Below are 23,939 nucleotides of genomic sequence, written 5' to 3'. Positions count from 1 at the left end.
GTGGCGGCGAATCGCGGTTCGACTTCCCTGGCCTACCCGGCGCGGCCGGCACGGCGCCTCCTCGTCCTCCTGGCGGGGATCGTCGGGCTCGGCCTCGCCCTGCCCGGCGCCGCCCAGGCGCAGATCAAGGTCCGCAAGGCCGATTGCTTCGTTGAGGCCGATGGCAGGATCGCCATCAACGGCGTCTGCGAGTTCCTCACCGACGCGCGCAGCTACGGGACGGGGGGCTTCCGTCTCGCCACTTACGAGAACGGCTACCTCCGCTACGGGGTGGTCGTGGCGGTGGCGAGCCCCGGCAGCGGCACGGCCACATGGAACGAGACGCCCGGCGGCAAGCCCGACGAGGGCCCCTCCGAATCCGTCACCTCCGCCGGGGCCTGCTGGACGGGGCCGCGCAGCCGGACCTGCGCCTGGAAGATCGGCGAGGGCCGTCCCGGTTTCCCCGGGGGCGGCGTCGCGCCGGCGCCCGGAATCGGCGCGCCCCGCACCGCCGATTGTCTCATCGAAGTCAGGGGCGCGGCCCGAATCGACGGCCCCTGCCAGTTCCGGTCGGATGCCGGACAGGACGGGGCGGGCGGATTCGAGGTCCGGTCCTATGCCAGGGGTGGCCTGGACTTCATCGCGCGGCTCACCCGCGATTCACGGGACCCGCAGACGGCCACCGCCTTCTGGAACGAGCGCCCCGGCGCGCCGCAGGCGACGGCCCCCCTCGGCACCCTGGTGCCGAAGGGGCCGTGCTGGGAGGGAGCGGGGGCGCGCCTGTGCGTCTGGCAGGCCGGACAGTCCCGCGAGGCTTCGGACCGGCCCGGTGCCGATCCGGGCCGCGCACCGCCCGCCGAAACGCCGCCGGCCGAGACCGCGCGCCCGGCCTCGCCGCCCGTGCCCCGGGACAATGCGGGGACGGGGGAGACGCCGCCGGGGATGGTCCTGAAGCTGACCTTCAAGGGACGCTGCGAATCCCTGGTGGTCGATGGCGAGGACATCACCGCGTCCTGTGCCCCCTCCGCCAGAAACGCCTCCACCACCGGGTCGGCACGGGCCGAGTTCGTGTTCGGAACCACCGACGACCGGGAGGTCAGCTTCCTCGCATCGGCGAAGGGATGGGTCGAGGGCGGCACCCTGCGTCAGCCCATCGACGAAGTGATGTACGAGGAGCGCGGCCAGAGCCTCCTCGTGAAGGCCAAGGGCGTCTGCGAGATGCCCAACCCCATGGGCGGTCCCGTGGTGATCACGTGCAGCGCCCAGACGTCCAACAGCGCCTACACCGTCCGCTTCCGCACGGATGGCGGCAAGCCGGTCCTGGAGCGGTCCAGCCCCGGTTGAGCCCCGCCACGACACGCCCGCCCCATCCCGAAGCCGAGGAGAAGCCCATGACACACCGCCTCCCGAACGCGGCCCTCCGGTCCACCGCGCCCCTGCGATGCTCGGCCCTCCGATCTCTGGCGCTCGCCGGCCTCCTCGGGCATGGCCTCGTCCTGCCGGCGCAGGCGGAGACGGAGAACAAGACCGCCCGCCCCGGGCAGCGGATCTTCCTCCAGGGCTTCACCCATTACTTTCCGACGCAGGGATGCCGCTCCAAGGCGGCCCTGGTCGATCTGGTCTCGCCGCCGCGCGGCGGACGCGTCGAGCTGCGCCGGGAGTTCCGAATCCTCGGCAACAAGATCGACGAGCGGGGCGCCACGATCCAGAAGGTGGATGGCTGCGAGGACGTGAAGAAGGATTCGATGTCGATCTTCTATACGGCACGGCCCGACTTCTCCGGTCTCGATATCCTGTCGGTCGCCGTGACCTTCGGGGACGGGACGACGGTGCCCTACACCTTCCGGATCACGGTGCCGGAGGGCGAACGCCGCCAGGCTCCGGCCGTCTCGCAGGCGCCCGCCCCGCGCGGCAACGGCGCGGGCCAGGCCGCCGGGACCACCGCGACGGCTCCGGCGGCGCGGGCCGCCAGCACCGGCGACTTCCTGCGCGACACGGTCCGCGACGCGACGCCCGCGCCCCGGCAGGCGCCGGACTCTCCCCCTCCGAAGGCGGCGAATGCGCCGGGCGCCACCGCCGCCGCCGGCGAGGCCGCGCCCCCCGTCCGCGTCGAAGCCCCGCCGCCGCCCGCCCCGCGTGAGATGGCCCCCGCGCCCCGGTCCCGGCCCGCTTCCATGCCTCAGCTGTGACGTCCGCGCGCCTCAAAGGCCGCTGGCCCGAGCGGTCGCCCACGACGACCGGCCGATGACCCATCTGCTCATCGGGGCGATCGTCGCCCTCGGCGCGATCCTCTACGTCGCGCGCGTGCGGCAGATGCTGAAGGCCGCCGCGCGCGCGCATTTCCCGCGGCGGATTCTCCTGGTCTACATCCTCGTCCAGACGCTGATCGTCGGGTCTGTCCTGGCGGGCTGCGTCTGGCTGGCGTCCTTGCTGGTATCCTGGCTGATGCGCTGAGGGGGAGACGACCGGGTGGCGGCCTGCGGCGCGGACGGGATCATGACGGAACCCGGCGCCGGAACCAGCCAGATCCTAGTTTTTCTTGTCTTGAAGAAGAGAAGCTCACGATGAAGCGCACGTTCGCATTTCCCGTCGCCGTGACGGCCGGCCTGCTCGGCGGCATCGTCGCCGCGCCGGCCTACGCCGCCGGCATGACCGCTCAGACCTATTCTTCGGACTACGACAAATGCATGGACAAATCCGGCGGCATCACAGCCGACATGCTGGATTGTGCATCCGCCGAACTGTCGCGTCAGGACAAGAAGCTGAACGCCGCCTATCAGACGCTCATGCGCAAATCGACGGAGGAGGAGAAGACCGCGCTCCGCGACTCGCAGCGGGGCTGGCTGGCCTACAGGACCGCCTCCTGCAAGCTGACGATGATCTTCGGCGGAGGCGGAACCATGGACCTGATCGCCGCCTCGAGCTGCAACCTCGACGAGACGGCGCGGCGGGTGTTCTTCCTGGAAAGCCTGCTCGTCGAATAGGGACGTTCGACCGCCGGCATCGGCCATGGCGTATTCGTCCGAGAGGTGCCCTAATTCGTCGCGCCCACTTCCTCCCGAAACGGACATCCTGCCATGCCCTTCATCACCACCCAGGACGGCGTCGAGATCTTCTTCAAGGATTGGGGTCAAAAGAGCGCCCAGCCGATCGTGTTCCACCACGGCTGGCCGCTCTCGTCGGACGACTGGGACGCGCAGATGCTGTTCTTCCTGCATCACGGCTACCGGGTCGTGGCCCATGACCGGCGCGGCCATGGCCGCTCGGCCCAGGTCGATGCCGGCCACGACATGGATCACTACGCCGCCGACGCCTTCGCGGTGAGCGAGGCGCTGGACCTGCGGAACGCCGTGCATATCGGCCATTCCACCGGCGGCGGCGAGGTCGCCCGCTACGTGGCCAGGCACGGAGGGCCGGCCGGCCGCGTGGCCAAGGCCGTGCTGGTCTCGGCGGTGCCGCCGCTGATGGTCAGGACGGAGGCCAATCCCGAGGGTCTGCCGATCGCGGTGTTCGACGGGTTCCGCGCGGCCACCGCCGCGAACCGGGCGCAGTTCTTCCTCGATGTGGCGAGCGGCCCCTTCTACGGCTTCAACCGCGACGGCGCGACCGTGCAGCAGGGCGTGATCCGGAATTGGTGGCGCCAGGGCATGATGGGCAGCGCGAAGGCCCATTACGACGGCATCAAAGCGTTCTCCGAGACCGACCAGACCGACGACCTCAAAGCCATCACCGTGCCGACCCTGGTCCTGCATGGCGAGGACGACCAGATCGTCCCGATGGCGGATTCCGCGCTGAAATCGGTCGCGCTCCTGGCCCATGGCACGCTCAAGACCTATCCGGGCTTTCCGCACGGGATGCTCACCACCCACCACGACGTCATCAACCCCGACCTCCTCGCCTTCGTGAAGGGCTGAGCCGGGGTTTTCGCGACGGCGATCGACACCGATCGAGGGCGGCGGCATCCCCTCGGTTGCGGCCCTTGCCGCGGATCTGCCTCCGCCTGTCCCGGATCACCACATGGTGTGCTTGGCGCGTTCGGCCCACGTCGAATCGTAGACCTCGCCCCCGACTCGACCGTGGCTTAGTTCGGCCAGAATCTGCCCGGGAGACGGCAGCGTCTTCGGGTCGACATGGTTGGCCTGCTGCCATAGCCCGGATCGGATGAGGGCGCGCGCGCACTGGAAGTAGACCTCCCCGACGGTGATGACCATCACGGTGCGGGGCGCCTTGCCATCGACGGCAAAGGACGCGCACAGGGCTCGATCATCGTCGACGACCGCCCGGCCGTTCACCCGGAGGGCGTTGCCGATGCCGGGGATCAGGAACATCAGCCCGACCCTGGGATCGCGCACGACGTTGCGGAGGCTGTCGATCCGGTTGTTGCCCCGGCGATCGGGCAAGAGCAGCGTGCGGGGATCGGCGACGCGCACGAACCCCGGACGATCACCACGGGGAGAGCAGTCCAGGCCTTCGGGGCCGGCGGTGGCGAGGGTCGCGAAGGGCGCGATCTCAATGAAGCGCCGGTAATGCGGGGTGATGTGGTCCGCGACCTTGGCGGTGGACGCATCGGCGACGGCGCCCCACTCGCCGTAGATGCGCTCGAGTCCCGCCACCGTTTCGACCATGGCCATCGTTCGTACCCCTCTGCCGGATGAATGGGCCTTGCCCCCTCGCACGAGGCGGGGCGGCTGAAGCAGAGCGACGGCATTCCGTCGCCGGATCGGCCCGCGGGCCAAGGGTCCCGACGGAGTGCGATCCAAAAACCTTGAGTCGAACCTCAGGCCGCCCGCTCGCGCAGATGCGCGATGAGCTCGGCAGCCGCGCTGTCCGGATCGGCATCGTTCAAGATCGTGCACTCCGCTTCGATCGGGACGACGCGGTCGAGACGGGCGCGCAGGTCGCCATCCTCCGGCCGGCCCCGCGCGGCGAGGCGGCGGGCGAGGATGTCGGGCGAGGCCGTGACGGACACGACGCTGACGCGAGGCTGGGCGCGGCGGGCCGCCTGGACGATGCGGCGTGAGACGTTGCAGACCACCACCCGCCCGGCTCGCGCGTGATCCAGGGTCTCTCCGGGGATCGCATAGCCGAGGCCGTGCGCACGCCAATGCAGGGCGAAGGCGCCGGAGGCCGCTCCGTTGGTGAACGCATCCTCGGAGATCGCGATGTTGTCCTCGTGCGCCGAGGGCGCGCGGGTCACGAGGCGGCGCGGGAAGACGAAGCGGGACTCGTGGGCGAGGGCCTCGCGTGCCAGCCGCAACAGGGTGTCCTTGCCGGCCCCGCTCGGGCCGACCACGAGAACGAAGCCGCCGGGCATCACACCACCCGCGTGCCGGCGCGCCAGACCTGGCGCACCACCGGCACGCCCCGGGCGAGACGGACCCGGACGAGATCCGCGCGGAGATCCGGCTCCAGCCGGCCGCGATCGGTCAGCCCGGTCGCGCGGGCGGGATGGGCCGTCACCGTGGCGATGGCGTCCGGCAGGGCAATGCCGGGCACGCGCTCGGGCAATCCGAACGCCGCCATCAGCAGGCTCGCCGGCACGTAGTCCGAGGACAGGATGCTGAGATAGCCGGCCTCCGCCAGGGTCTGGGCCGCGACGTTGCCCGAATGCGAGCCGCCCCGGATGAGGTTCGGCGCCCCCATCATCACGGTGATGCCGGCCGCGTGCGAGGCTTCCGCCGCCTCCAGGGTGGTGGGGAACTCGGCGATCGCCACCGATTCGTCCCGGGAGAGGGTCACGTCGGCCAGCGTCGTGTCGTCGTGGCTGGCCAGCGGGATGCCGTGCTCCCGCGCCAGGGCGACGAGGGCCGGGCGGTTGACGGCGTTGAGGGCGTGGCCGTCGCGCATCTTGCGCTCGGTGCTGCGCTTGATCTCCTCCAGGGAGCGGCCGCCGCGCCCGGCATAGACGTAGTACTTGGCCACATCCCGGAACTGGCGCTGGCCCGGCGTATGGTCCATCAGCGACAGGAGGCCGATGGCATAGCGCCCGGCGAAGGCGCGCACGGTCTCGACCACGTCGGCGGAGGGGATCTCGCAGCGCAGGTGGGTGCGGTGCTCGGCCCGGAACAGGTCCGCCCCTCGCGCCTCCGCCAGGGCGGCCGCGAGGAGTTCGAGCTCGGTGCCGAGGCCGCTGCCATCCGGATCGGTGCCGGCGCGCAGCGAATCGAACACCGTGGTGATGCCGGACGCCGCGATCTGCGCGTCGTAGGCCAGCACCGCCCCGAGGGGATGCCAGCGCACGCCGGGGCGCGGGGCGTAGTGGCTCTCCAGGTGGTCGGTGTGGAGCTCGACGAGGCCCGGGATGATCGTGTCGCCGGCGCAGTCGAGGCCGCGCTCGGGGGCGCGTCCCGTGCCGATCTCGGCGATGCGCCCGTCAACAACCGCGAGCCAGCCGGTCTCGACCCGGTCGGGCAGAACGAGGCGCGCGTTTTCGAGGATCTCGACCCGGTCCGTCATGCGTGCGTACTCCCGATTCATGCGGCCATCGCTCCGCGGAAGGCGGCGACGTCGACGATGCGCGTCGCCACCGCCTCGCGGACATCCGCGTCGTGGAAGATGCCGAGGATGCCGGCGCCCGCCGCCCGCTTCTCGGCGATGAGCTCCACCACCACGGCCCGGTTCTTGGCATCGAGGGAGGCGGTGGGCTCGTCGAGGAGCAGGATGGGCCGGTCGGCGATGAGACCGCGCGCGATGTTGACCCGCTGCTGCTCGCCCCCGGAGAAGGTCGCGGGCGGAAGCCCCCACAGCCGTTCGGGCAGGTTGAGGCGGCTGAGCAGGTCGGCCGCGCGGGACCGGGCCGCCCCGGGGGCCAATCCCCCTTCGATCCCGGCGGTCTCCACCACGGCGCGGGCGCCGACGCGGGGGATCACCCGCAGGAACTGCGAGACGTAGGCCAGCGTCGTGCGGCGCAGGCCCAGGATCTCGCGCGGCGCGGCGGTGGCGAGATCGACGACGCGGGTTCCGTCGCGGACCCGGATCGCGCCGGCGGCGCAGCGGTAATTGCCGTAGGCCATCTTGAGGAGGGAGGACTTGCCCGCGCCCGAGGCGCCGCCGAGGACGACGCATTCGCCGGGATGGAGCGCGAGGGTGGCGCCGGCGATCACCGGCAGGACGGCGCCGCCGCGCAGGTGCAGGGTGAAGCTCTTGTCCACGTCGTCGAAGGCGAGGAGGGGCGGAAGGGACGTCATGCGGCGAGCACCGAGGAGACGAGGAGCTGGGTGTAGGCGGCCTGGGGGTCGTCGAGGACCTGGTCGGTCAGCCCGGTCTCGATCACCCGGCCAGCCCGCATGACGAGGACGCGGTGCGAGAGCAGGCGGGCCACGGCGAGGTCGTGGGTCACGATGATCACCGCGAGGCCGAGTTCGGCCACCAGCCCCCGGATCATGTCGAGGAGGCGGGCCTGGACCGAGACGTCGAGGCCCGAGGTCGGCTCGTCCATGAGCACGAGGCGGGGCGCGGTGACGAGGTTGCGGGCGATCTGCAGGCGCTGGCGCATGCCGCCGGAGAAGCGGGTGGGCGGGTCGTCGACCCGGTCGGCGGCGATCTCGACCCGGGCGAGCCAGTCGAGGGCGGTGGCGCGGATGCGGCCGTAATGGCGCTCGCCCACCCCCATCAGCCGCTCGCCGACATTGCCGCCGGCCGAGACCGCCATGCGCAGCCCCTGCGTGGCGTCCTGGCGGACGAAGCCCCAGTCGGTGCGCATCAGGGCGCGGCGATCGACGACGCTCAGGGCGGCGAGGTCCCGCGTGGCGCCGTCCCGCATGCGGTAGGAGACCGTTCCGGCATCGGCCGCGACCTCGCCGGCGATCAGCGAGAGCAGGGTCGACTTGCCAGAGCCCGATTCACCGACCACCGCGAGGACTTCGCCCGCATCGAGGGTGAAGCCGATGCCGTCGCAGGCGAGGCGGCGGCCGTAGCGCCTGGTCAGGCCGTCGACCGTAAGCAGGGGTTCCATCACGCGGCCTCTCCCATGTGGCCGTCGGCGCGGCGGCTTTCGCAATGGTCGGTGTCCGAGCAGACGAACATCCGCCCGCCGGCATCGTCGAGGACGACCTCGTCGAGGTAGACGTCCTCCGCCCCGCAGAGCGCGCACGGGCGGTCGAAGCTCTGGACCCGGAACGGATGGTCCTCGAAATCGAGGCTGCGGACCCGCGTGTAGGGCGGGATCGCGTAGATGCGCTTCTCGCGGCCCGCGCCGAAGAGCTGGAGCGCGGGGCAATCGTCCATCTTCGGGTTGTCGAATTTCGGGGTCGGGGAGGGGTCCATCACGTAGCGGCCGGCCACCTCCACCGGGTAGGCGTAGGTGGTGGCGATGTGGCCGTGGCGGGCGATGTCCTCGTAGAGCTTCACGTGCATGAGGCCGTATTCGGCCAGCGCATGGAGCTGGCGCGTCTCGGTCTCGCGCGGCTCGAGGAAGCGCAGCGGCTCGGGGATCGGCACCTGGTAGACGAGCACCTGCCCCTCGGCCAGCGGCGCTTCCGGGATGCGGTGGCGGGTCTGGATCACCGTGGCCTCGGCGGTCCGCGTGGTCGTGGCGATCCCGGCGGTGGCGGTGAAGAAGCGGCGGATCGAGACCGCGTTGGTGGTGTCGTCGGCGCCCTGGTCGATCACCTTGAGCACGTCGGACGCGCCCAGGATCGCGGCGGTGACCTGCACCCCGCCAGTGCCCCAGCCATAGGGCATCGGCATCTCGCGGGCGGCGAAGGGGACCTGGTAGCCGGGGATCGCGATGGCCTTGAGGATGGCCCGGCGGATCATCCGCTTCGTGCCCTCGTCGAGATAGGCGAAGTTGTAGCCGGTGCCGGCCGGGACGGTACCTTGGATCTGGACCTGCGGATTCATTCGGCGGCCTCCCGCAGGGTGGGTTCGTCCGGTTCGGCCGTCCGGGCGGCGTGCTCGGCGCGCAGGCGCCGGACGAGGTCGAGCTCGGCCTGGAAGTCGACGTAGTGCGGCAGCTTCATGTGCTCGACGAAGCCCGTCGCCTGCAGGCTGTCGCAATGGGCCAGCACGAATTCCTGGTCCTGGGCCGGCACCAGCACGGCCTCGCCGAGTTCGGCCGCCCGCAGGGAGCGGTCCACCAGCGCCATGGCCATGGCCTTGCGCTCGCCCTGGCCGAAGACGAGGCCGTAGCCGCGGGTGAATTGCGGCGGCACCGCCCCGTGGCCGTGGAACTGGTTGATCATCTGGCACTCCGTCATGTCCACCGTGCCGAGGCTGACGGGGAAGCCGAGCTCCTCCGGCGTGAAGTCGAGCTGCACGGACCCGACCCGGATCTCGCCGACGAAGGGATGGGTGCGGCCGTAGCCGCGCTGCGTCGAGTAGCCCAGCGCCAGGATGAAACCCTCGTCGCCCCGCGCCAGCCCCTGGAGCCGCACCGCGCGGTCGGCGGGGTAGTCCACCGGCTCGCGGGTGAGGTCGCCCACGGGCGCGCCGTCGTCCGGGGGCGAGGGTTCGAGCAGGCCCGCCTGCCCCAAGAGATCGGTGACCCGCGGGCAGGCGGCGGCATCGGCCTCCGGCTCGGCCTCGGCGGCGGGTTCGGGGACGGCGCCGTCGGCCAGGGCGAAATCGACGAGGCGGTGGGTGTAGTCGAAGGTCGGGCCGAGCACCTGTCCGCCGGGCAAGTCCTTGAAGGTGGCGGAGATGCGCCGGCTCAGGGTCATCGCACCGGTGTCGAGGGCCTCGGTGGCGCCGAAGCGCGGCAGGGTGGTGCGGTAGGCCCGCACCAGGAACACCGCCTCGACCACGTCGCCGCGCGCCTGTTTCAGGGCGAGCGCGGCGAGGTCGGGATCGTAGAGCGACCCCTCCGTCATCACCCGGTCGACGAGGAGGCGCATCTGCTCGCGGATCTGCGCCACGGTGAGGTCGGGCACGGCCGGATCGCCGCGCCGGACCTCGGCCAGCAGCCGGTGGGCATTGTCGATGGCGGCCTCGCCGCCCTTCACCGCTACGTACATGGGGTTGCCTCCGGGGTGACGGGGCGGGCCGAGCGCGGCAGCCCGGCGAGGCGCCCGGGCGCGACGAAGAGACAGTCGATGCCCAGCGGGAAGCCGGCATGGTTCGCGGCCCAGCGTGACGCCCAGTCGGCGGGCAGGGGGCCTGCATCGAGGCGCTCGGTGCCGCGGATGCCCGGCCCCGTGAAGGCCGGGCCGCTTTCGTCGGACAGGGTCTCGACGGCGAGGACCAGGGTGGCGGAGGCATCGGGGTAGGCGGGGGTGCCCTGCGCGAACTCCGTGAAGGCCGGGCAGCGGGCGGGATCGGCGATCAGCGCGAAGGCGGCCTGCTCGGGCGACGCGACGATCGGCGCCCCGGTGTGGAAGCGCAGGAAGCCGGCCACCGCCGGTTCGGCCCGCAGCGGAGCATCGAGCCAGACCGGCGTGTCGGCGTCGACGAGCGCCAGCGCCAGGGCCGCGAGTTCCGGCGTGAGCGGGGCAGGGGGCCTCAGGCCGGTGGGCAAGGGACGGATGCGGCCGGGCCGGCTCAGGGCCTCCATCGCGGCGCGGAACACCGCCTGCCCCTCATGGACGGGATCGGCGAAGCCATGGGCGAGCTGTCGAGCGAGGTCGTGAGGCATCAATCCTCTCCCCGCGCCAGGGTGAAGAAATTCACCCGGGTCGCCGCCACCTTGCGGGCGCCCTGCCGCGCCGCCTCCGCCCGACGCGCGGCGATGGCGGCCAAGGCCGCATCGAGGGCCGGGCGCGCCTCCGGACGCTGCCAATGCGCGTCGAGGATGGCCGCGAGGCGGGCGCGATCCCGGTCGCGCCCGAGGTGATAGGCAAAGCCGGTCTCGCCGCCGGGCAGGCGCACCGCCGCCCTCGTCACCGTGGCCTCGCCGGCGTTGAAGGGTCGGCCGTCACCGCCGATCCGCCCCCGGACCATCACCAGGCCGGTCTCCGACGGGCGCAGATCCTCCGCCTCCGGGGCGATTCCGGCCCCCGCCAGGGCGGCCAGCAACTCGGCCGGGCTGGCCTGACCGGCCCGCTCCATCGCCTGTCGGCGGGCCGAGGGGTCTGGCATCCCGGGCTCGCGTGGTGTTTGGCTGGCACTCGGCATCGATCGGTCTCCAAACATGTCTATATGTATAGACAACAGGATGATCAGGCGCAAGGAGTTTCAAGCGGGCTATGCGAGCGATCCATGAATGAGGCGGGCGACAGGCCCGTGACAGCGCTCCGGCGCGGAGGCGGTCTCGCGGCATGGCGCCAGATCGCGGACGCGCTTGCGGGCGAGATCCGCGGCGGGGCCCTCGCCGCCGGGGCGCAGCTGCCGGCCGAATCGGCGCTCGCCGCGCGCTTCGGCGTGAACCGGCACACGGTGCGCCGGGCGCTCGGCGTGCTTGCCGAGGACGGGCTGGTGCGCACCACGCAGGGCAAGGGCAGCTTCGTGGAGCAGGGCCCGATCCCCTATCCGATCGGTCCCCGGACCCGATTCTCCGAGATCGTCACGCGCACGGGCCGCGAGGCCTGGGGCGACCTGATCGCGGCCGCGACGGCGCCCGCCGATGCGGGCTGGGCCGAGGCCCTGGGGATCGCTCCCGGCGCACCGATCCTCGAACTCCGCACCGTGCACCGGGCCGACGGCGCCCCGATCTCGACGGCCCGGACCTGCCTGCCCCTGCCGCGCTTTTCCGGCTTCGACGCGGCCTACGCCGCCAGCGGCTCGATCACCCGCGCCTATGCGGGCTACGGGGTCGCCGACTACACCCGGCTCTCGACCCGGATCGGCGCCCGCCCCGCCGAGGCCGAGGAGGCGGCACGTCTCGACATCGCCCCCGGCCGCAGCCTGATCGTCCTGTTGAGCGTGAACGTGGACGGCGACGGCCGGCGCATCCAGGCCACCCGCAGCCTGTTCGCCGCCGACCGGGTGGAGCTGGTGGTGGAGTGATCGCCCGTCCCCGCGACGACGACACCGATGACCCGAGCGAGTGGGCGCGTGGACCCGCGATCCCGTCGCCGGCGGAACGGCTCGCCTGCGTCGGAGGTAGAGGCGTGGGATGCCGGCGGGCGTCCTCTGTCCCGGGAGGCTACCGGACTCACACGTCTGCGCGACGGCTGTGCCCTCTATCCAAGAGGGTTCGGCATGAGGCGCGACGGGCCCCCTCTCCCGTTTGGGAGAGGGTTGGGGTGAGGGGCGTGGCCCCTCCGGAGTGGTCACACACCTCACCCTGTCCCTCTCCTTCCAGGAGAGGGGACCCCGCGCGCCCCGCGAGATGTGTGACCATCGTAGCTTTGTGGGGAGGAGTGGGGGTTGGGGGTGGAGGGGTGCCCGTCATGGCCCAGAGTCTGGCGGAACACCCCCAACTCCTCACCTCTCCCCACAAGGGGGAGAGGGACGCGTCGAGCGTCCGAGGCGCTCCGCCCGATCGCAGATCAGGCGGACGGTTCGGCCGCGGCCTTGCCCCAGTTCGGCACGGGAAAAGCCCGGTCGTAGGTCAGGTTGAAGACGAAGGCGTAGACCACGTAGAAGGCCGCGATCGCCAGATCCATGAAGAAGGCCTGCGAAAGGCCGATGCCGAGATACCAGGCGATCGGCGGCAGCAGGATCATGAGCAGGCCCGCCTCGAACAGCACGGCGTGGCCCACCCGCAGGAGCAGGCCCTTGCGCGTGTGCCCGGTGAGCCGCTGCATCGCCCGGTCGAAGCCGAGGTTGTAGACGTAGTTCCAGGCCGTCGCGGTCAGGGCGCTGCCGATGCCGATCACCCCCATGTCGGAGGCGTGCAGCCCGAACAGCACGGTGCCGAACGGGACGATGAGGGCCAGCCCGAACAGCTCGAACAGGAGGGCGTGGCGGATACGGTCGCGGGTGCTGCGCATGGTCTCGTCTCGAAAAGCCGCGTTGGTTCCCGGCCTTCTATCTGCCATACCCCGTTCGGCAAGTTAGGACGTATCTGAGGACCAGATAGATGGCCGTCTCGCTCGACCAGCTCCAGGCTTTCGTGGCGGCCGCCGAAGCCGGCTCCTTCTCCGGCGCCGCCCGCGTCCTGCGCAAGGCGCAGTCGGCCGTCAGCACCCAGGTGGCGAATCTCGAGGCGGATCTCGGGCTCACGCTGTTCAGCCGGGCGGGCCGGAACCCGGTGCTCACCCCGGCGGGGGAACGGCTGCTGCTGGAGGCGCGCGTGGTGCTCGACCGACGCGAGCACCTGATCGGCGTGGCGAGCAGCCTGGAGCGGCGGGTGGAGAACCGGCTGGTGGTCGCCATCGACGAGCTCTATCCCGAACATGCGCTGGGTGCGCTCTTCGCCGACTTCGCCCGGGCTTTCCCCTTCGTCGAGCTGGAACTGCTCTTCCCGCTGATGGAGGATGTCAGCCGCATGGTGCAGTCCGGCGCCGCCGACCTCGGCGTGATGTGGCGCCAGGAGGTGCTGCCCACGGAACTCGGCTTCCAGACCATCGGCTGGGTGCCCCTCAAGCTCGTCTGCGGGCGCGACCACCCCCTCGCCAAGGCGCGGGTGGAGTGGGAGGAACTGAAGCGTTACCGCCAGATCCTGGTCGCCGCGCGCAGCGACGGGCCGGAGAAGCGCCGCCTGCGGGTGGCCGCCGAAGTGTGGTGGGTGGAGAGCCACTGGGTGATCCTGGAGCTGGTGAAGCACGGGATCGGCTGGGCCTTCGTCACCGACCACGTCATCGCTGCGTCGCTCACGGCGCCGCACCTCGTCACGCCCGACCTGCAGTTCGACGCGGGCGACTGGCCCATCGCCCTGGAACTGGTCTGGCACAAGCAGCGGCCCTGCGGCCCCGCCGCGACCTGGCTGCGCGAGCGCTTCGCGGCGGAGCGGATCGGCCCCGTCTCGCGGGACGGGCCGGCGGGCTGACGGGGGAGGGCCGGGGTTCGGCGCCGCCGGGACGGCGGCCCCCTCGTACCGGACCTCGTGAGCCCGAAAGATCGAGGTCTGCCCCGCGCGACCGCGCGGCGGCGGTCCTCCGCCGGACCTCACCGACCCCGACCTCCGGGGCGGGGTCGGTGAGACGGGTATCAGGTCGTCGCACCGCCGATCAGGGCCCGGCGCAGGCGCCCGGAGACGGCGTCGATGATCGCCACGGTGATGAGGATCATCAGGATCAGGAAGGCCACCTGGCGCAGTTCGAGGACGCGGATCAGCTCGGTCAGGTACTGGCCGATGCCGCCCGCGCCGACGATGCCGATGATGGTGGCCGAGCGGGTGTTCGACTCGAAGAAGTACAGCACCTGGCTGCCCAGCACCGGCAGCACCGCCGGGATGAGGCCGAAGCGGATGCGGTGCAGCTCGGCGCCACCAGAGGCGGAGACGCCCTCGCCGGCCTTGCCGTCGACGGTCTCGACCGCTTCCGAGAACAGCTTGCCCAGCGCCCCGACATCCGCGCAGGCGATGGCGAGCGCCCCGGCGAAGGGGCCGAGCCCGACCACGTTGATCCAGATCAGCGCCCAGATCAGCACATCGACGGAGCGCACCACGTCGAGGCCGCGCCGGACGGCGACATGCACGAAGGGATTGGGCACGACGTTGCGGGCGGCCAGGAACGCCACGGGAAACGCCAGGATCGCCGCCGTCAGCGTTCCGATGAAGGCGATGCCGAGGGTCTCGCCCAGGGCCTGCAGGAAGGCCCAGGCCCGCCCGCCGGTCTCCGGCGGCAGCATCATGAGGCTGAACTCGGCAAGGCGGCCGAGGCCATTGAGCAGGCGGGCGGCGGAGAAATCGAGGCGCACCAGCGCGTAGCCGGACAAGGCGACGAGGCCGGCGAGGGCGAGCCCCGCGAGGAGGCGGGCGCGCCAGGCCGGGCGGAAACTTTCGGGAAAGCGCCGGCGCAGGGCGGCGATCTCGGCCGGATCGAGGTCGGGACCGGTCATCGCAGGCTCCCGAGGAGGTGGTGGCGCAGGCGCTCGGTGCCGAGGTCAATGGCCATCACGGTGAGGATGATCAGGACCAGGATCGCGCTGACGTCGGCGTAGTAGAAATTGCGGATCGCCACGAGCAGCTCCTGCCCGATGCCGCCGGCGCCGACGAAGCCCATGACGCCCGCGCCCCGCACGTTGATCTCGAAGCGGAGCAGCCCGTAGGAGACGAAGTTCGACAGCACCTGCGGCAGCACGGCGAAGCGCAGGGTCTCGATCCGGCCCGCCCCGGCGGCGGCGAGGCTCTCCACCGGCTTCATGTCGATGTTCTCGACGACCTCCGAGAACAGCTTGCCCAGCGCCCCCGTGGTGTGGATCGCCAGCGCCAGCACGCCCACCATCGGCCCGAGGCCGAAAGCGATGACGAAGAGCAGCGCGAACACGATCTCGGGCACCGTGCGGCAGAATTCGAGCCCGCGCCGCACCAGGAAACAGGCCGTCCGGCTGCCGGTCACGTTGGCGGCGGCGGAAAAGCACAGGAGGACGCCGCCGATGGCCCCCAGCAGGGTGCCGAGATAGGCCATCAGCAGGGTCTCGCCCAGGAGGGCGAGCCATTTCGGCCAGCCCCAATACCATTCGGCGAGGTCGCCCGGCAGGTTCGCCAGGGTCAGGTGGGGCAGGATCTGGGCGATGTAGTCGGTAAAGCGGCCGATATTGGCCGCCAGCACCAAGGGACGCACCTCCGCGGCGTGGGCGGCGAGCCCCGCGAGGAGGACGATTACGGCAAGACCGGCCCAGATCCGGCGGCGGGTCGCCGCGACGGCCGCATCGTAGGCCCCCGCCAGGGCGACGGCCCGGTCCGGGGACAGGGGCGTGATCCGCTCGGACATCGGTCGTTACCGGCGGGACGCGTGGATCGGGACAGGTCGGGTCAAGATTTGCGACGCTGGTCGTCGTTGAACTTCAGCATCTCGATGATCGGCTGGTAATCCTTCAAGGTCACGGCGGTGAAGCCCTGGTCCTTGCCGTCGGAGAGCCGGTCGAACGCCGCCTTGTCCGCCGCCGGCATCGCCACGAGGGCGTCGCGGATCTTCGCCTTGAGGTCGTCGGGCAGGCTCGCCAGCATGGCGAAGGGCCCCTCGGGGAGGAAGTCGGACTTGAACACGACCCGGAAATCGGCCTGCGTCAGGGGCGTCCCATCGGGCTTCTTGAGCATGCCCTTGGCGGCCATGCGGGTGACCATGGTGTCGGTGTCGGTGTTGTAGAGGTTGGCGGCCGCCTCCACCGTGCCCTGGACGAGGGCGAGGACGGCGTTCTCGTGGCTGCCGGCGTAGACGGTCTTGCCGAAGAGCGCGTCGACCGGGTGGCCGGCCTTGTGCAGGAAGAAGCGCGGCGCCTGGTTGCCGGAGGTGGAGTTGGGGTCGACCAGGGCGAGGTTCTTGCCCTTCAGCTCCTCGATCGTCCTGTAGGGGCTGTCGGCCCGCACGTAGATCACCGAGTAATAGCCCGAGGCGCCGGTGTCGTGCTTCTGGTTGACGATGGGCTCGATCTTGACGCCGGTCATCACCGCGCGGGCGAAGGAGGCGGGACCGTAGAAGGCGAGCTGGGCGTTGCCGGCGCGCTGGCTCTCGATCACGGCGGCGTAGTCGTTGGCGATGCGCAGCTTGACCGGCACGCCGAGGGCCTTCGACAGGTAGGCGGTCATCGGCGCGTAGCGGTCGGTGGTGCCCGACGCGTTCTCGGCCGGGATCACCGCCAGGGTCAGCTCCGGATAGGTCGCCTTCCAGTCCTGCGCGGCGGCCGGGACGACGAGGAAGGCGAGCGCGAGGGCTCCGGCGAGGGATCGGCGGGTCAGCATGGGAATCTCCCGGAGGGGTAGCGAACGATCAGGCGACGAGGGCGGTGGGATAGGCTCGGGGCCGCGCCGGCGGGGCCGGCGCATCGAGGACCTCGCCGGCCTCCAGCCCGTAGAGCCGGCGCGCGACATCCTCGGTGAGGTCGGCGGGCGCGCCGTCGAACACGAGGCGGCCGTCGGCGAGGCCGACGAGGCGGTCGCAATAGCCGCGGGCGAGATCGAGGGAATGCAGGTTGCACAGCACGGTGATGCCGTGGCGCCGGTTGGCTTCGGCGAGGGCATCCATGACGATGCGGGTGTTGCGCGGGTCGAGGGAGGCTACGGGCTCGTCGTCCAGGATCAGGTCCGGGGCCTGCATCATCGCCCGCGCGATGGCGACGCGCTGCTGCTGGCCGCCCGAGAGCTGGTCCGCCCGGTGGCAGGCGAAGTCGCCCATCCCGAATTCGTCGAGGGCGGCCAGGGCGAGGGCGCGCTCGCGCTCGGACCAGAGCTTGAACAGGGACCGGTGCCTGGGCACCTCCGAGAGCCGGCCCATCAGCACGTTGCTCAGCACGTCGAGGCGACCGACGAGATGGAACTGCTGGAAGATCATCGCACAGCGCGTCCGCCAGCGCCGCAGGTCGCGGCCGCGCAGGGCCGTGACGTCGAGACCGTCGAACAGGAGCCGCCCGCCCGTCGGCTCGGCGAGGCGGTTGATCATCCGCAGCAGGGTCGACTTGCCGGCGCCCGAGCGTCCGATCACGCCGACGAACTGGCCACGGGGGATGGCGAGGGAGACGCCGTCCACCGCGCGACGGTCGCCGTAGTGGCGGGCGAGACCTTCCAGGATCAGCATGCAGGGGTCCAGTGTTTCATGTCGAATGCCGGTAGACCCGCCCTGCACGACAGAAGAATGACTATTCTCCGGCTAATCAATTTTCTGAATTATTGTACCTCGACCTCGTAACGCTCCAAGAAAGCTTCGATCGACAGGGCGCGGAAGTCCGGCAAGGCCCGGCGAAGGCGCGCGTGGTCCCAGTCCCACCAGGCCAGCGCCTGCAGGCGCTCGGCGACCGCTTCGGGGAACCGCCGCCGCACGACGCGGCCCGGATTGCCGACCACGATGGTGTAGGGCGCGACATCCCGCGTCAGGATCGTGCCCGCGCCGACCACCGCCCCGGTGCCGATGCTGCGGCCGGGAAGGATGACGGCGCCATGCCCGATCCAGACATCGTGGCCGATGGTGACGGGCAGGGCGCGGCGCCGGGCGAAGAAGGCCGGCTCGTCCTCCTCGCCCGGCCAGTAGGCGCTGGCCCGGTAGGTGAAATGGGATTGGGAGGCCCGCTCCATCGGGTGGTTGCCGGGGTTGATCCGCACATGCGAGGCGATGGAGCAGAACTTGCCGATGGTCGTGTAATTCACCTGCCCGTCCTCGACGATGTAGGAATAGTCGTCGAGGCTCGTCTCGCTGAGGCGCGTGCGGGCGCCGACCTCGGTGTAGCGGCCGAGGCGGCACCGCGAGAGTTCGGCGGTGGGGTGGACGGCCGGTTCGAGGCCGAGGCGATCGGAGACCATCGGGGTTTCCTTCAGAGCGAAAAGGGCAGGCGGCGCAGGAGGCGGAACGGCGCCGCGCCGTCCTGGACGACGACGCTCACCGCATCGATCGTAAGGTCGGGCAGGTCCGCAGCGGCCTCGGCCAGCAGGGGCAGGGCGGTCGCGCGCTCCTCCGGGCCAAGGCGGCCGGTGAGGGTCATGTGGAAGCGGAACGTCTCGAAGACGTGCGGGTAGCCCCAGCGCTCCAGCAGCGACCGGCCGCGGGGATCGAGGCGCTCCGGGCGGCGGCGGGCGCGCTCGGTCGGGGTGAGGGGCGCCCGCAACGGATCGAGGGTGGAAACGCACTCGGCGGCGAAGAGGCCGAGAGAGGGCGGGGGCGCCTCCGGCACCAGGGCCATGAAATCCCCGAGGGCTGCGACCCGCAGGGGGCCGACGGGCAGGGGGCTCCGGTGCGCCGCCAGGGCCTCGGCCACCTGGAGGAGATCGGCTTCGGTCGCGCCCGGGGCGAGGCGCATCGGTGCCTTCAGGGTGGCATGGAACCCGTAGACGCGCGGCTCGGCCGTGCTGGCCGCGAGGATGGTCCGGAGCACATCCGGACCGGGCGCGGGGCCGGCCCCCAGGATCGCGTCGCCGAAAGCGGCAAGCACCGAACCCGGCGCGGGAGTGAAATACAGGGCGTATCGGGCAAGGTCGTCCAAAGACACACTTCCTCGGCTGCGCGCGACGGGCCGGATCGCTCATAATCCGTGGCCCGGACGCTGATATGACAGGCCGGACGCCGACGGCGTCGAGGACACCATCGGTCGGGATCAGCGCCACGTGGTGCCGAGCGCGGGTTTTTCCAGCGCCGAGCGCCGTTGCCTCCTGAAGCCTCGCACACCGGCCGCACCGTGATGGCGCGATCCGTCTCTTCCATGCCTCCTTGGTTTACGCCTGCCCGGCGCGGGCGTGCGCCTCACCTGATCGGCACGACCATCTCGAAGCGCAATCCTCCGGCATCGATGGTGCGGGTGAAAGTGCCGCGCAGGCTCCGCTCGATGGTCTGCCTGAGGAGGCGGGAGCCGAACCCGGTGCCCCCGGCCTCGGGCGTCCCGGACGACGCGGCCCCTTCCTCCCAGGTCAGCCTGAGATCCCCGCCCTCGACGCGACCCGTCAGCCTGAGCGTGCCGCCGCCCGACAGCGCCCCGTACTTGGCGGAGTTGGTGGCGAGCTCGTGCAGGATCATCGCATAATCGTTGATCCTGTCGGCGCCGGCCACGGCGGCGTCCTCGACGTCGACGGTGATGTTCGCGCCATCGAGGTACGGCGAGAGGATGCGCTCGGCGAGGTCCCGCAGCCGGACGTTGCCCTGGTCATGCCGATGCGAGCGCGTCGCCAGGGTCGTCGCCTCGTGCAGCACCCCAAACCTCTGCGAGAGATCCTCGGCGAAACTCGGGGCCGACTTGGCCTCGCGGGCGACGATGGCGGTGAGCGCACGGGCGACGGTGAACATGTTCGAGACGCGGTGGGCGAGTTCCGCCGTCAGCAGCCGCTCGGCTTCCTCGGCGCGCTTGCGGTCGGTGATGTCGAGGAAGATGGCCTGGACCCACTCGCCGACCCGACCCTCGTCGCCCCCGACGCCGCGGGCGGAGATCCAGCGGGCGTCGGGGGCGTCGCCGATGCGGAAGTCGAAGGCGTAGGCATGCGGCTCGGTGGCGCTCGCGGCCCAGTCGAGCATCAGGCCCTCGCGGTCCTCGGCGTTCACCCTCGCGAACAGGACGTCCAGGCCGACGACCGTTTCGGTCGTGCCCCAGAACTCCCGGCAGAGGCTGTCGAGCTGGGCCAGGCGCCGCTCCGGCGACCACGCCCAGAGGCCGACGCCGCCCCGGTGGATGGCGCCGGTGAAGCTGGCGAGCGTCCACTCCTCGCCGATGAGTTCAGCACCTTCGACCATGCGTATCCCGGATCACGTGTTGAGTTGGAAAAGCGCCGGCATCTCGGCACCGGGAGTGGAAACGCATGTGTGGCCGGTGCGCTCCACCGTCCAGGTCGAGGCAACCGGCTTAGGGTGCTTCGACGCGCCGCTCACGCCATCGAAACCAGAACCGGCAACCGATGAAAGGTTTGCCGGTTGAAACGCCATGGTGATGAAGCAGGCCCCGGAAGCATCCGTCATCCTCGTGGTCGAGGACGACGACCTCGTACGGATGAACGCCGCCGAGATGCTGGAGGATGCCGGCTACGCGGTGGTCGAGGCGCGCCATGCCGACGAGGCCTGGCTCATCCTGCACGAACGCTCGGACATCGGCGTGGTGTTCACCGACGTCGACATGCCGGGCTCGATGTGCGGCGTGACCCTGGCCGAGCGCGTCTACGAGCACTGGCCGGACATCCGGCTCGTCCTCACCTCCGGTCGCCACCGGTTCGCGGACCGGGACATCCCCGACCATGGCCTGTTCGTGCCAAAGCCCTACCGGGCGGCCCAGGTCATCGACGCCATCCACGAGGCGGACTGACGTCGGCGTGGCGTCCCTTCAGTCCCTGGTGATCTCCGGCAGCGGCGCCTCGGCCGTGAACACGACCCCGCGCGGCCGGTAGTCGATCTCGGCCGTCCCGCCGATCTCCTGGGCGAGTGCCCGCTCGATCATACGGGAACCGAAACCGGTCCGCGTCGGCCGCGACACCCGGGGTCCGCCGACCTCCTGCCACTGGAACCAGAGCCGGTCGGGACTGGATCCGTCCACGACGTCCCAACTCACGATCACCCGTCCGTCGTCCAGCGAGAGGGAACCGTACTTGACGGAGTTCGTCGCGAGTTCGTGGATGGCGAGGGCGAAGGCCAGGGCGACCCGGGGCGCGAGGCGCAGGATCGGACCGCCGATCTTGAAGCGGTGGTCCTGCTCGACACCGAACGGATGCAGCGCCGCGATGACCACCTCCGTCAGGGTCGCCCAGTCGCCGCTGCCCCGGGCCAGCATCTCCGTCGCGGCCGACAGGGAACGCAGCCGGGATTCCATCGCGACCTGTGCCTCCTCCAGGGAAGCGGCGCCCCGCAATGTCTGCCGGGAAATGGATTGGACGGTCGCCAGGGTGTTCTGGATGCGATGGCTGAGCTCGCCCGCCAGGAGATCCCGATGCTCTTCGGCCCGCTTGCGGTCCGTGATGTCCAGGCTGATCCCGGCGATGCTCAGGGGCGTGCCGTCCGCACGGTACGAGGCCTGCCCGCGAAACTGCAGCCAGCGGGTCTCGCCGTGCGGCGTGACGACCCGGATCTCGACGTCGTAATCCGAGTGCCCGGCGATGGCCGCGTCCCGTGCCGCGAGCTTCCGGGGGAGGTCCTTCGGGTGGATGGCCGCGAGCATCTCCTCATAGGTCAGGGTGTCGGCCGGCGGGCGACCGAGGTTCTCCTTGAACCCGTCCGACGAGACGAGGCGCATCACGCCGAGGTCGAGCGTCCACGCCCCGAGGCGCCCGGCCTTGAGGGTGAAGCGCAGGCGCTCCTCGCTCTGGACGAGTTCGAGGGACCGGCGGGCCGACTCCGCCTCCAGGGCATCGCGGTCCTTCTGGAGGAAGACGAGACGCTCCTTTTCCAGAGTCACGTCGTATTGAGAGGCGAAGTAGTAGGTGAGTTCGCCGTCCTGCGCGAAGACCGGCGAGACGAGGAGGCGGTTCCAGAACGCGGTGCCGTCCTTGCGGCGGTTCCTGAGGTCGATCTCGATGGTGACGCGCCGCTCGATGGCGTCCCGGATGCGGGCGACATCCTCGGAGTTCGTCTCCGGGCCCTGGAGGAAACGGCAGTTGCGGCCGATGATCTCCTCGCGTGCGTAGCCGGTCAGCTTCACGAACGCGTCGTTCACGTAGACGATGGGATTGTCGGGCAAACGCGGGTCGGTGATCACCATCGGCATGCGCGTCGCGCGCACGGCTGCCGCGAACGGATCGGAGCCGGCGACGGTGCTGGTGATCTCGGCGTCGATCCGCGCGCCGTCGGCATGGTCGTTCAAGATGGACAAATCCTGCTGATCGGAACCGTTCTACAGAGCGGACCCGATCATGCCAGGGGCGTGGGTGTCACACCGCCCAGCGACGGCCCTTGGATGGATAAACTTTAGAAGTATTGACATCCCGAACCTTGAATGATCCGCCTTCCCCGACCTCGAAACGGCCCCGGTCATCGTCAGCTGCTTGTACATCCGGACGCCGTCGCCTGCGTTGGTTCGGGTGGGTGTTTCGCAGGATCGCGACGCACCACGCGACCAGTGCGGCCGGACTCGACGCAGGACCGGGACGAACCCCGTGTCGGCCTCGACCGCATCCACTCCGGGGAGGACCTCCTCCAGTCGCCGCCCGATCACGTCCCGGAGATGACGGGGCAATTCCTCGCCCGGCGAAGGTCTGTGGGAGATCTTGCTTAAGTATATACGAAGGCGTTCGTCTTTTGACCGGGCAGCGGCCGGATGTGTCCACCCATCTAGCGTGGATTGTGCGTCTCCGGTTGCGGCTGATCGTTCACGTTCCCGTCGATGATGCCGATATACCAGCAAATCGCTCATCTGCACTGGAACCGACGCCGGCAGCCGCTTGTTACGGCCTGGCTTGATCCAAGCAGTGAGGAAGGCGGTCGAAGGTGACGGTTGGCGTCGACGGGCATGAGCTTCGGCACATCATCGCCAGCCTCAGCGCGGGCATGATCCTGGTCGAGCCCGACCGGACCATCGCCCATGCCAGCGAGGCTGCCCTCGCGCCGCACGGGGCCGAGCCCGTCGGCGAGCCCGGCGGGACGGAGGATGACTACCGCGAGCGCGTCGCCCTGCGGTACCGCCACAGCCGGAACCGGTATCCGATGGAGCGTGTCGTCACCGGCGACCGCGACCGGACGCTCCACGTTGACACGCGCTCCATCGTCATCGTCCGGCGGCGCGACAACGGCTCTCCGTCATCCCAAACTAGCAAATAAAAACCCCTCAACCGGTACGTCTGCATCATTGCTCGCCGGGAATGGGGAGCCACTTGACGGGTGTGTCAATCGTCCAGGCCTTGGAGCATCCCGTGAGCGCGCAGAAGACCACCGAAACCTCCGATAAGCTCAAGGGCTCGATCAAGGAGGCCATCGGAAAGCTGGTCGGCGACCCCAAAGTCGAAGCCGAGGGCAAGTCTCAGCAGAAATTACCGAAGTCCGACGTGAAACCAAAGCCCCTCCTTACTCCGTAACGTCGATCACGCGTCTCACCCGACGAACACAATCATCAACAAAGACAGGATCAACACCATGGTCGATACGGATCGCATCACGGGCGCAGCCAAGGAGTTCGGCGGCAAGGTGCAGGGCACGGTGGGCGACCTCACCGGGTCTAAGCGGGACTCCGTCGAGGGCCGGGCCCGAGAGGCGCAGGGCGCCGCCGAGAACCTGTACGGCCAGGCCAAGGACACCGTACGCGACGCGGCCGAGCACGTCGCCGACACCGCCCGCGACATCGGCGGTAAGGTCCGCGACACGGTCGGCAACCTGATCGGGTCCGACGACGTCGAGGACCGCGCGCGCCGCGCACAGGGCGCGGCCGGCGACACCAACGACCGTGCCGAGCGATCCGTCCGCAATGCCGGTCGCGAAGCGTATGACTACGCCGAGGACGCCTACGAGAACGGTGGCAACTATCTGCGCCAGGGCGGCCGCGAGGTCACGCACCACGTCGCCGAGCACCCCGTGGCCGCCCTGCTGGTGGCCGGCCTCCTCGGCTACGGCCTCGGCCTGCTCATCCACGGCCGCGACTGATCCGCAGGCCGACGA

At 70.6% G+C, this 23,939-nt stretch carries 29 protein-coding genes; 11 read left to right on the top strand and 18 right to left on the bottom strand.

Features of this window, described 5'->3' with window-relative positions:
* The 5 genes from MKK51_RS18070 to MKK51_RS18050 all read left to right on the top strand — a co-directional run bounded on the left by MKK51_RS18070 (position 1) and on the right by MKK51_RS18050 (position 3,893).
* Complete coding sequence (locus MKK51_RS18070) at positions 1-1,323, top strand: hypothetical protein (protein ID WP_243979296.1); 1,323 nt, start codon at positions 1-3, stop codon at positions 1,321-1,323.
* 47 nt (positions 1,324-1,370) lie between these two features.
* Positions 1,371-2,168 carry a cadherin-like domain-containing protein gene (locus tag MKK51_RS18065; protein WP_243979294.1) on the top strand — a complete coding sequence of 266 codons (798 nt, stop codon included), beginning with the start codon at positions 1,371-1,373 and terminating at the stop codon, positions 2,166-2,168.
* Between the two features lie 55 nt (positions 2,169-2,223).
* Positions 2,224-2,433 (top strand): hypothetical protein, encoded by a 210-nt coding sequence (locus MKK51_RS18060; protein ID WP_243979293.1) that lies wholly within the window; start codon positions 2,224-2,226, stop codon positions 2,431-2,433.
* Between the two features lie 110 nt (positions 2,434-2,543).
* Positions 2,544-2,963: a lysozyme inhibitor LprI family protein gene (locus MKK51_RS18055; protein ID WP_243979291.1), complete on the top strand. Its 420-nt coding sequence runs from the start codon at positions 2,544-2,546 to the stop codon at positions 2,961-2,963.
* Between the two features lie 93 nt (positions 2,964-3,056).
* Positions 3,057-3,893, top strand: coding sequence for an alpha/beta fold hydrolase (locus tag MKK51_RS18050; protein ID WP_243979289.1), 837 nt, complete (start codon positions 3,057-3,059; stop codon positions 3,891-3,893).
* 96 nt (positions 3,894-3,989) lie between these two features.
* Here the strand turns inward: MKK51_RS18050 and MKK51_RS18045 are convergent, their stop codons facing one another.
* From MKK51_RS18045 to phnG, 9 genes are all read right to left on the bottom strand, one after another.
* Positions 3,990-4,610 carry a pyridoxamine 5'-phosphate oxidase family protein gene (locus tag MKK51_RS18045; protein ID WP_243979287.1) on the bottom strand — a complete coding sequence of 207 codons (621 nt, stop codon included), beginning with the start codon at positions 4,608-4,610 and terminating at the stop codon, positions 3,990-3,992.
* Positions 4,611-4,756: 146 nt separating this feature from the next.
* Positions 4,757-5,293: a phosphonate metabolism protein/1,5-bisphosphokinase (PRPP-forming) PhnN gene (phnN, locus tag MKK51_RS18040; protein ID WP_243979285.1), complete on the bottom strand. Its 537-nt coding sequence runs from the start codon at positions 5,291-5,293 to the stop codon at positions 4,757-4,759.
* Positions 5,293-6,435: an alpha-D-ribose 1-methylphosphonate 5-triphosphate diphosphatase gene (locus MKK51_RS18035; RefSeq protein ID WP_243979283.1), complete on the bottom strand. Its 1,143-nt coding sequence runs from the start codon at positions 6,433-6,435 to the stop codon at positions 5,293-5,295. Before MKK51_RS18035 ends, phnN begins: the two co-directional genes overlap by 1 nt.
* 17 nt (positions 6,436-6,452) lie before the next feature.
* Entirely contained in the window at positions 6,453-7,166 is a 714-nt protein-coding gene (phnL, locus tag MKK51_RS18030; protein ID WP_243979281.1) for a phosphonate C-P lyase system protein PhnL, read from the bottom strand.
* Positions 7,163-7,933, bottom strand: coding sequence for a phosphonate C-P lyase system protein PhnK (phnK, locus tag MKK51_RS18025; protein ID WP_243979279.1), 771 nt, complete (start codon positions 7,931-7,933; stop codon positions 7,163-7,165). The genes phnL and phnK overlap by 4 nt, the downstream gene beginning before the upstream one ends.
* Positions 7,933-8,820 carry an alpha-D-ribose 1-methylphosphonate 5-phosphate C-P-lyase PhnJ gene (locus tag MKK51_RS18020; RefSeq protein ID WP_243979277.1) on the bottom strand — a complete coding sequence of 296 codons (888 nt, stop codon included), beginning with the start codon at positions 8,818-8,820 and terminating at the stop codon, positions 7,933-7,935. Before MKK51_RS18020 ends, phnK begins: the two co-directional genes overlap by 1 nt.
* Positions 8,817-9,932 (bottom strand): carbon-phosphorus lyase complex subunit PhnI, encoded by a 1,116-nt coding sequence (locus MKK51_RS18015; protein WP_243979269.1) that lies wholly within the window; start codon positions 9,930-9,932, stop codon positions 8,817-8,819. Before MKK51_RS18015 ends, MKK51_RS18020 begins: the two co-directional genes overlap by 4 nt.
* On the bottom strand, positions 9,923-10,549 hold the full coding sequence (gene phnH, locus MKK51_RS18010; protein ID WP_243979267.1) for a phosphonate C-P lyase system protein PhnH: 627 nt from the start codon (positions 10,547-10,549) through the stop codon (positions 9,923-9,925). The genes MKK51_RS18015 and phnH overlap by 10 nt, the downstream gene beginning before the upstream one ends.
* Complete coding sequence (phnG, locus tag MKK51_RS18005; RefSeq protein WP_279601204.1) at positions 10,549-10,992, bottom strand: phosphonate C-P lyase system protein PhnG; 444 nt, start codon at positions 10,990-10,992, stop codon at positions 10,549-10,551. The genes phnH and phnG overlap by 1 nt, the downstream gene beginning before the upstream one ends.
* 120 nt (positions 10,993-11,112) lie before the next feature.
* Here phnG and phnF point away from each other — a divergent pair, with 120 nt between their 5' ends.
* Positions 11,113-11,859, top strand: a complete 747-nt coding sequence (phnF, locus tag MKK51_RS18000; RefSeq protein WP_243979258.1) for a phosphonate metabolism transcriptional regulator PhnF — start codon at positions 11,113-11,115, stop codon at positions 11,857-11,859.
* A gap of 485 nt (positions 11,860-12,344) precedes the next feature.
* On the opposite strand, the gene MKK51_RS17995 is transcribed toward phnF, so the two are convergent.
* The gene (locus MKK51_RS17995; RefSeq protein ID WP_243979256.1) at positions 12,345-12,788 is read right to left on the bottom strand and encodes a PACE efflux transporter; all 444 of its coding nucleotides are present in this window, start codon (positions 12,786-12,788) and stop codon (positions 12,345-12,347) included.
* Positions 12,789-12,877: 89 nt separating this feature from the next.
* Here MKK51_RS17995 and MKK51_RS17990 point away from each other — a divergent pair, with 89 nt between their 5' ends.
* Entirely contained in the window at positions 12,878-13,786 is a 909-nt protein-coding gene (locus tag MKK51_RS17990; protein ID WP_243979239.1) for a LysR family transcriptional regulator, read from the top strand.
* Between the two features lie 161 nt (positions 13,787-13,947).
* Here the strand turns inward: MKK51_RS17990 and phnE (MKK51_RS17985) are convergent, their stop codons facing one another.
* From phnE (MKK51_RS17985) to MKK51_RS17955, 7 genes are all read right to left on the bottom strand, one after another.
* On the bottom strand, positions 13,948-14,799 hold the full coding sequence (gene phnE / locus MKK51_RS17985) for a phosphonate ABC transporter, permease protein PhnE (RefSeq protein ID WP_243979211.1): 852 nt from the start codon (positions 14,797-14,799) through the stop codon (positions 13,948-13,950).
* The gene (gene phnE / locus MKK51_RS17980; protein WP_243979209.1) at positions 14,796-15,674 is read right to left on the bottom strand and encodes a phosphonate ABC transporter, permease protein PhnE; all 879 of its coding nucleotides are present in this window, start codon (positions 15,672-15,674) and stop codon (positions 14,796-14,798) included. The genes phnE (MKK51_RS17985) and phnE (MKK51_RS17980) overlap by 4 nt, the downstream gene beginning before the upstream one ends.
* A 41-nt stretch (positions 15,675-15,715) precedes the next feature.
* Positions 15,716-16,642, bottom strand: coding sequence for a phosphonate ABC transporter substrate-binding protein (phnD, locus tag MKK51_RS17975; protein WP_243979207.1), 927 nt, complete (start codon positions 16,640-16,642; stop codon positions 15,716-15,718).
* 28 nt (positions 16,643-16,670) lie between these two features.
* Positions 16,671-17,474, bottom strand: coding sequence for a phosphonate ABC transporter ATP-binding protein (phnC, locus tag MKK51_RS17970; RefSeq protein WP_243979205.1), 804 nt, complete (start codon positions 17,472-17,474; stop codon positions 16,671-16,673).
* Between the two features lie 89 nt (positions 17,475-17,563).
* Positions 17,564-18,193, bottom strand: a complete 630-nt coding sequence (locus MKK51_RS17965) for a DapH/DapD/GlmU-related protein (protein WP_243979204.1) — start codon at positions 18,191-18,193, stop codon at positions 17,564-17,566.
* A gap of 11 nt (positions 18,194-18,204) precedes the next feature.
* Positions 18,205-18,876 (bottom strand): DUF1045 domain-containing protein, encoded by a 672-nt coding sequence (locus tag MKK51_RS17960; RefSeq protein WP_409565714.1) that lies wholly within the window; start codon positions 18,874-18,876, stop codon positions 18,205-18,207.
* 251 nt (positions 18,877-19,127) lie between these two features.
* Positions 19,128-20,105, bottom strand: a complete 978-nt coding sequence (locus tag MKK51_RS17955; RefSeq protein WP_243979200.1) for a sensor histidine kinase — start codon at positions 20,103-20,105, stop codon at positions 19,128-19,130.
* Between the two features lie 187 nt (positions 20,106-20,292).
* Between MKK51_RS17955 and MKK51_RS17950 the strand changes: the two genes are divergently transcribed.
* Entirely contained in the window at positions 20,293-20,667 is a 375-nt protein-coding gene (locus MKK51_RS17950; RefSeq protein ID WP_243979198.1) for a response regulator, read from the top strand.
* Positions 20,668-20,685: 18 nt separating this feature from the next.
* On the opposite strand, the gene MKK51_RS17945 is transcribed toward MKK51_RS17950, so the two are convergent.
* Complete coding sequence (locus MKK51_RS17945; protein WP_243979196.1) at positions 20,686-22,155, bottom strand: PAS domain S-box protein; 1,470 nt, start codon at positions 22,153-22,155, stop codon at positions 20,686-20,688.
* A 623-nt stretch (positions 22,156-22,778) separates the two neighbouring features.
* Between MKK51_RS17945 and MKK51_RS27400 the strand changes: the two genes are divergently transcribed.
* The 3 genes from MKK51_RS27400 (at position 22,779) to MKK51_RS17930 (ending at position 23,924) form a co-directional block, all read left to right on the top strand.
* Complete coding sequence (locus MKK51_RS27400) at positions 22,779-23,108, top strand: hypothetical protein (protein ID WP_313898818.1); 330 nt, start codon at positions 22,779-22,781, stop codon at positions 23,106-23,108.
* Positions 23,109-23,200: 92 nt separating this feature from the next.
* Positions 23,201-23,362: a CsbD family protein gene (locus MKK51_RS17935; RefSeq protein ID WP_243979194.1), complete on the top strand. Its 162-nt coding sequence runs from the start codon at positions 23,201-23,203 to the stop codon at positions 23,360-23,362.
* A gap of 58 nt (positions 23,363-23,420) precedes the next feature.
* Positions 23,421-23,924: a CsbD family protein gene (locus tag MKK51_RS17930; RefSeq protein ID WP_243979192.1), complete on the top strand. Its 504-nt coding sequence runs from the start codon at positions 23,421-23,423 to the stop codon at positions 23,922-23,924.
* The last annotated feature ends 15 nt before the right edge of the window (positions 23,925-23,939 follow it).

It is taken from the genome of Methylobacterium sp. E-045, from assembly GCF_022829685.1.
Lineage (GTDB): Bacteria > Pseudomonadota > Alphaproteobacteria > Rhizobiales > Beijerinckiaceae > Methylobacterium.
This window is presented reverse-complemented; position numbering and strand designations above follow the sequence as displayed.

Bases quoted from the DNA above. Each gene is read 5' to 3' on its own strand.
- MKK51_RS18065 (WP_243979294.1), top strand. From the start codon at position 1,371: ATGACACACCGCCTCCCGAACGCGGCCCTCCGGTCCACCGCGCCCCTG.
- MKK51_RS18060 (WP_243979293.1), top strand. From the start codon at position 2,224: ATGACCCATCTGCTCATCGGGGCGATCGTCGCCCTCGGCGCGATCCTC.
- MKK51_RS18055 (WP_243979291.1), top strand. From the start codon at position 2,544: ATGAAGCGCACGTTCGCATTTCCCGTCGCCGTGACGGCCGGCCTGCTC.
- MKK51_RS18050 (WP_243979289.1), top strand. From the start codon at position 3,057: ATGCCCTTCATCACCACCCAGGACGGCGTCGAGATCTTCTTCAAGGAT.
- MKK51_RS18045 (WP_243979287.1), bottom strand. From the start codon at position 4,610: ATGGCCATGGTCGAAACGGTGGCGGGACTCGAGCGCATCTACGGCGAG.
- phnN (WP_243979285.1), bottom strand. From the start codon at position 5,293: ATGCCCGGCGGCTTCGTTCTCGTGGTCGGCCCGAGCGGGGCCGGCAAG.
- MKK51_RS18035 (WP_243979283.1), bottom strand. From the start codon at position 6,435: ATGACGGACCGGGTCGAGATCCTCGAAAACGCGCGCCTCGTTCTGCCC.
- phnL (WP_243979281.1), bottom strand. From the start codon at position 7,166: ATGACGTCCCTTCCGCCCCTCCTCGCCTTCGACGACGTGGACAAGAGC.
- phnK (WP_243979279.1), bottom strand. From the start codon at position 7,933: ATGGAACCCCTGCTTACGGTCGACGGCCTGACCAGGCGCTACGGCCGC.
- MKK51_RS18020 (WP_243979277.1), bottom strand. From the start codon at position 8,820: ATGAATCCGCAGGTCCAGATCCAAGGTACCGTCCCGGCCGGCACCGGC.
- MKK51_RS18015 (WP_243979269.1), bottom strand. From the start codon at position 9,932: ATGTACGTAGCGGTGAAGGGCGGCGAGGCCGCCATCGACAATGCCCAC.
- phnH (WP_243979267.1), bottom strand. From the start codon at position 10,549: ATGCCTCACGACCTCGCTCGACAGCTCGCCCATGGCTTCGCCGATCCC.
- phnG (WP_279601204.1), bottom strand. From the start codon at position 10,992: ATGCCAGACCCCTCGGCCCGCCGACAGGCGATGGAGCGGGCCGGTCAG.
- phnF (WP_243979258.1), top strand. From the start codon at position 11,113: ATGAATGAGGCGGGCGACAGGCCCGTGACAGCGCTCCGGCGCGGAGGC.
- MKK51_RS17995 (WP_243979256.1), bottom strand. From the start codon at position 12,788: ATGCGCAGCACCCGCGACCGTATCCGCCACGCCCTCCTGTTCGAGCTG.
- MKK51_RS17990 (WP_243979239.1), top strand. From the start codon at position 12,878: ATGGCCGTCTCGCTCGACCAGCTCCAGGCTTTCGTGGCGGCCGCCGAA.
- phnE (WP_243979211.1), bottom strand. From the start codon at position 14,799: ATGACCGGTCCCGACCTCGATCCGGCCGAGATCGCCGCCCTGCGCCGG.
- phnE (WP_243979209.1), bottom strand. From the start codon at position 15,674: ATGTCCGAGCGGATCACGCCCCTGTCCCCGGACCGGGCCGTCGCCCTG.
- phnD (WP_243979207.1), bottom strand. From the start codon at position 16,642: ATGCTGACCCGCCGATCCCTCGCCGGAGCCCTCGCGCTCGCCTTCCTC.
- phnC (WP_243979205.1), bottom strand. From the start codon at position 17,474: ATGCTGATCCTGGAAGGTCTCGCCCGCCACTACGGCGACCGTCGCGCG.
- MKK51_RS17965 (WP_243979204.1), bottom strand. From the start codon at position 18,193: ATGGTCTCCGATCGCCTCGGCCTCGAACCGGCCGTCCACCCCACCGCC.
- MKK51_RS17955 (WP_243979200.1), bottom strand. From the start codon at position 20,105: ATGGTCGAAGGTGCTGAACTCATCGGCGAGGAGTGGACGCTCGCCAGC.
- MKK51_RS17950 (WP_243979198.1), top strand. From the start codon at position 20,293: ATGGTGATGAAGCAGGCCCCGGAAGCATCCGTCATCCTCGTGGTCGAG.
- MKK51_RS17930 (WP_243979192.1), top strand. From the start codon at position 23,421: ATGGTCGATACGGATCGCATCACGGGCGCAGCCAAGGAGTTCGGCGGC.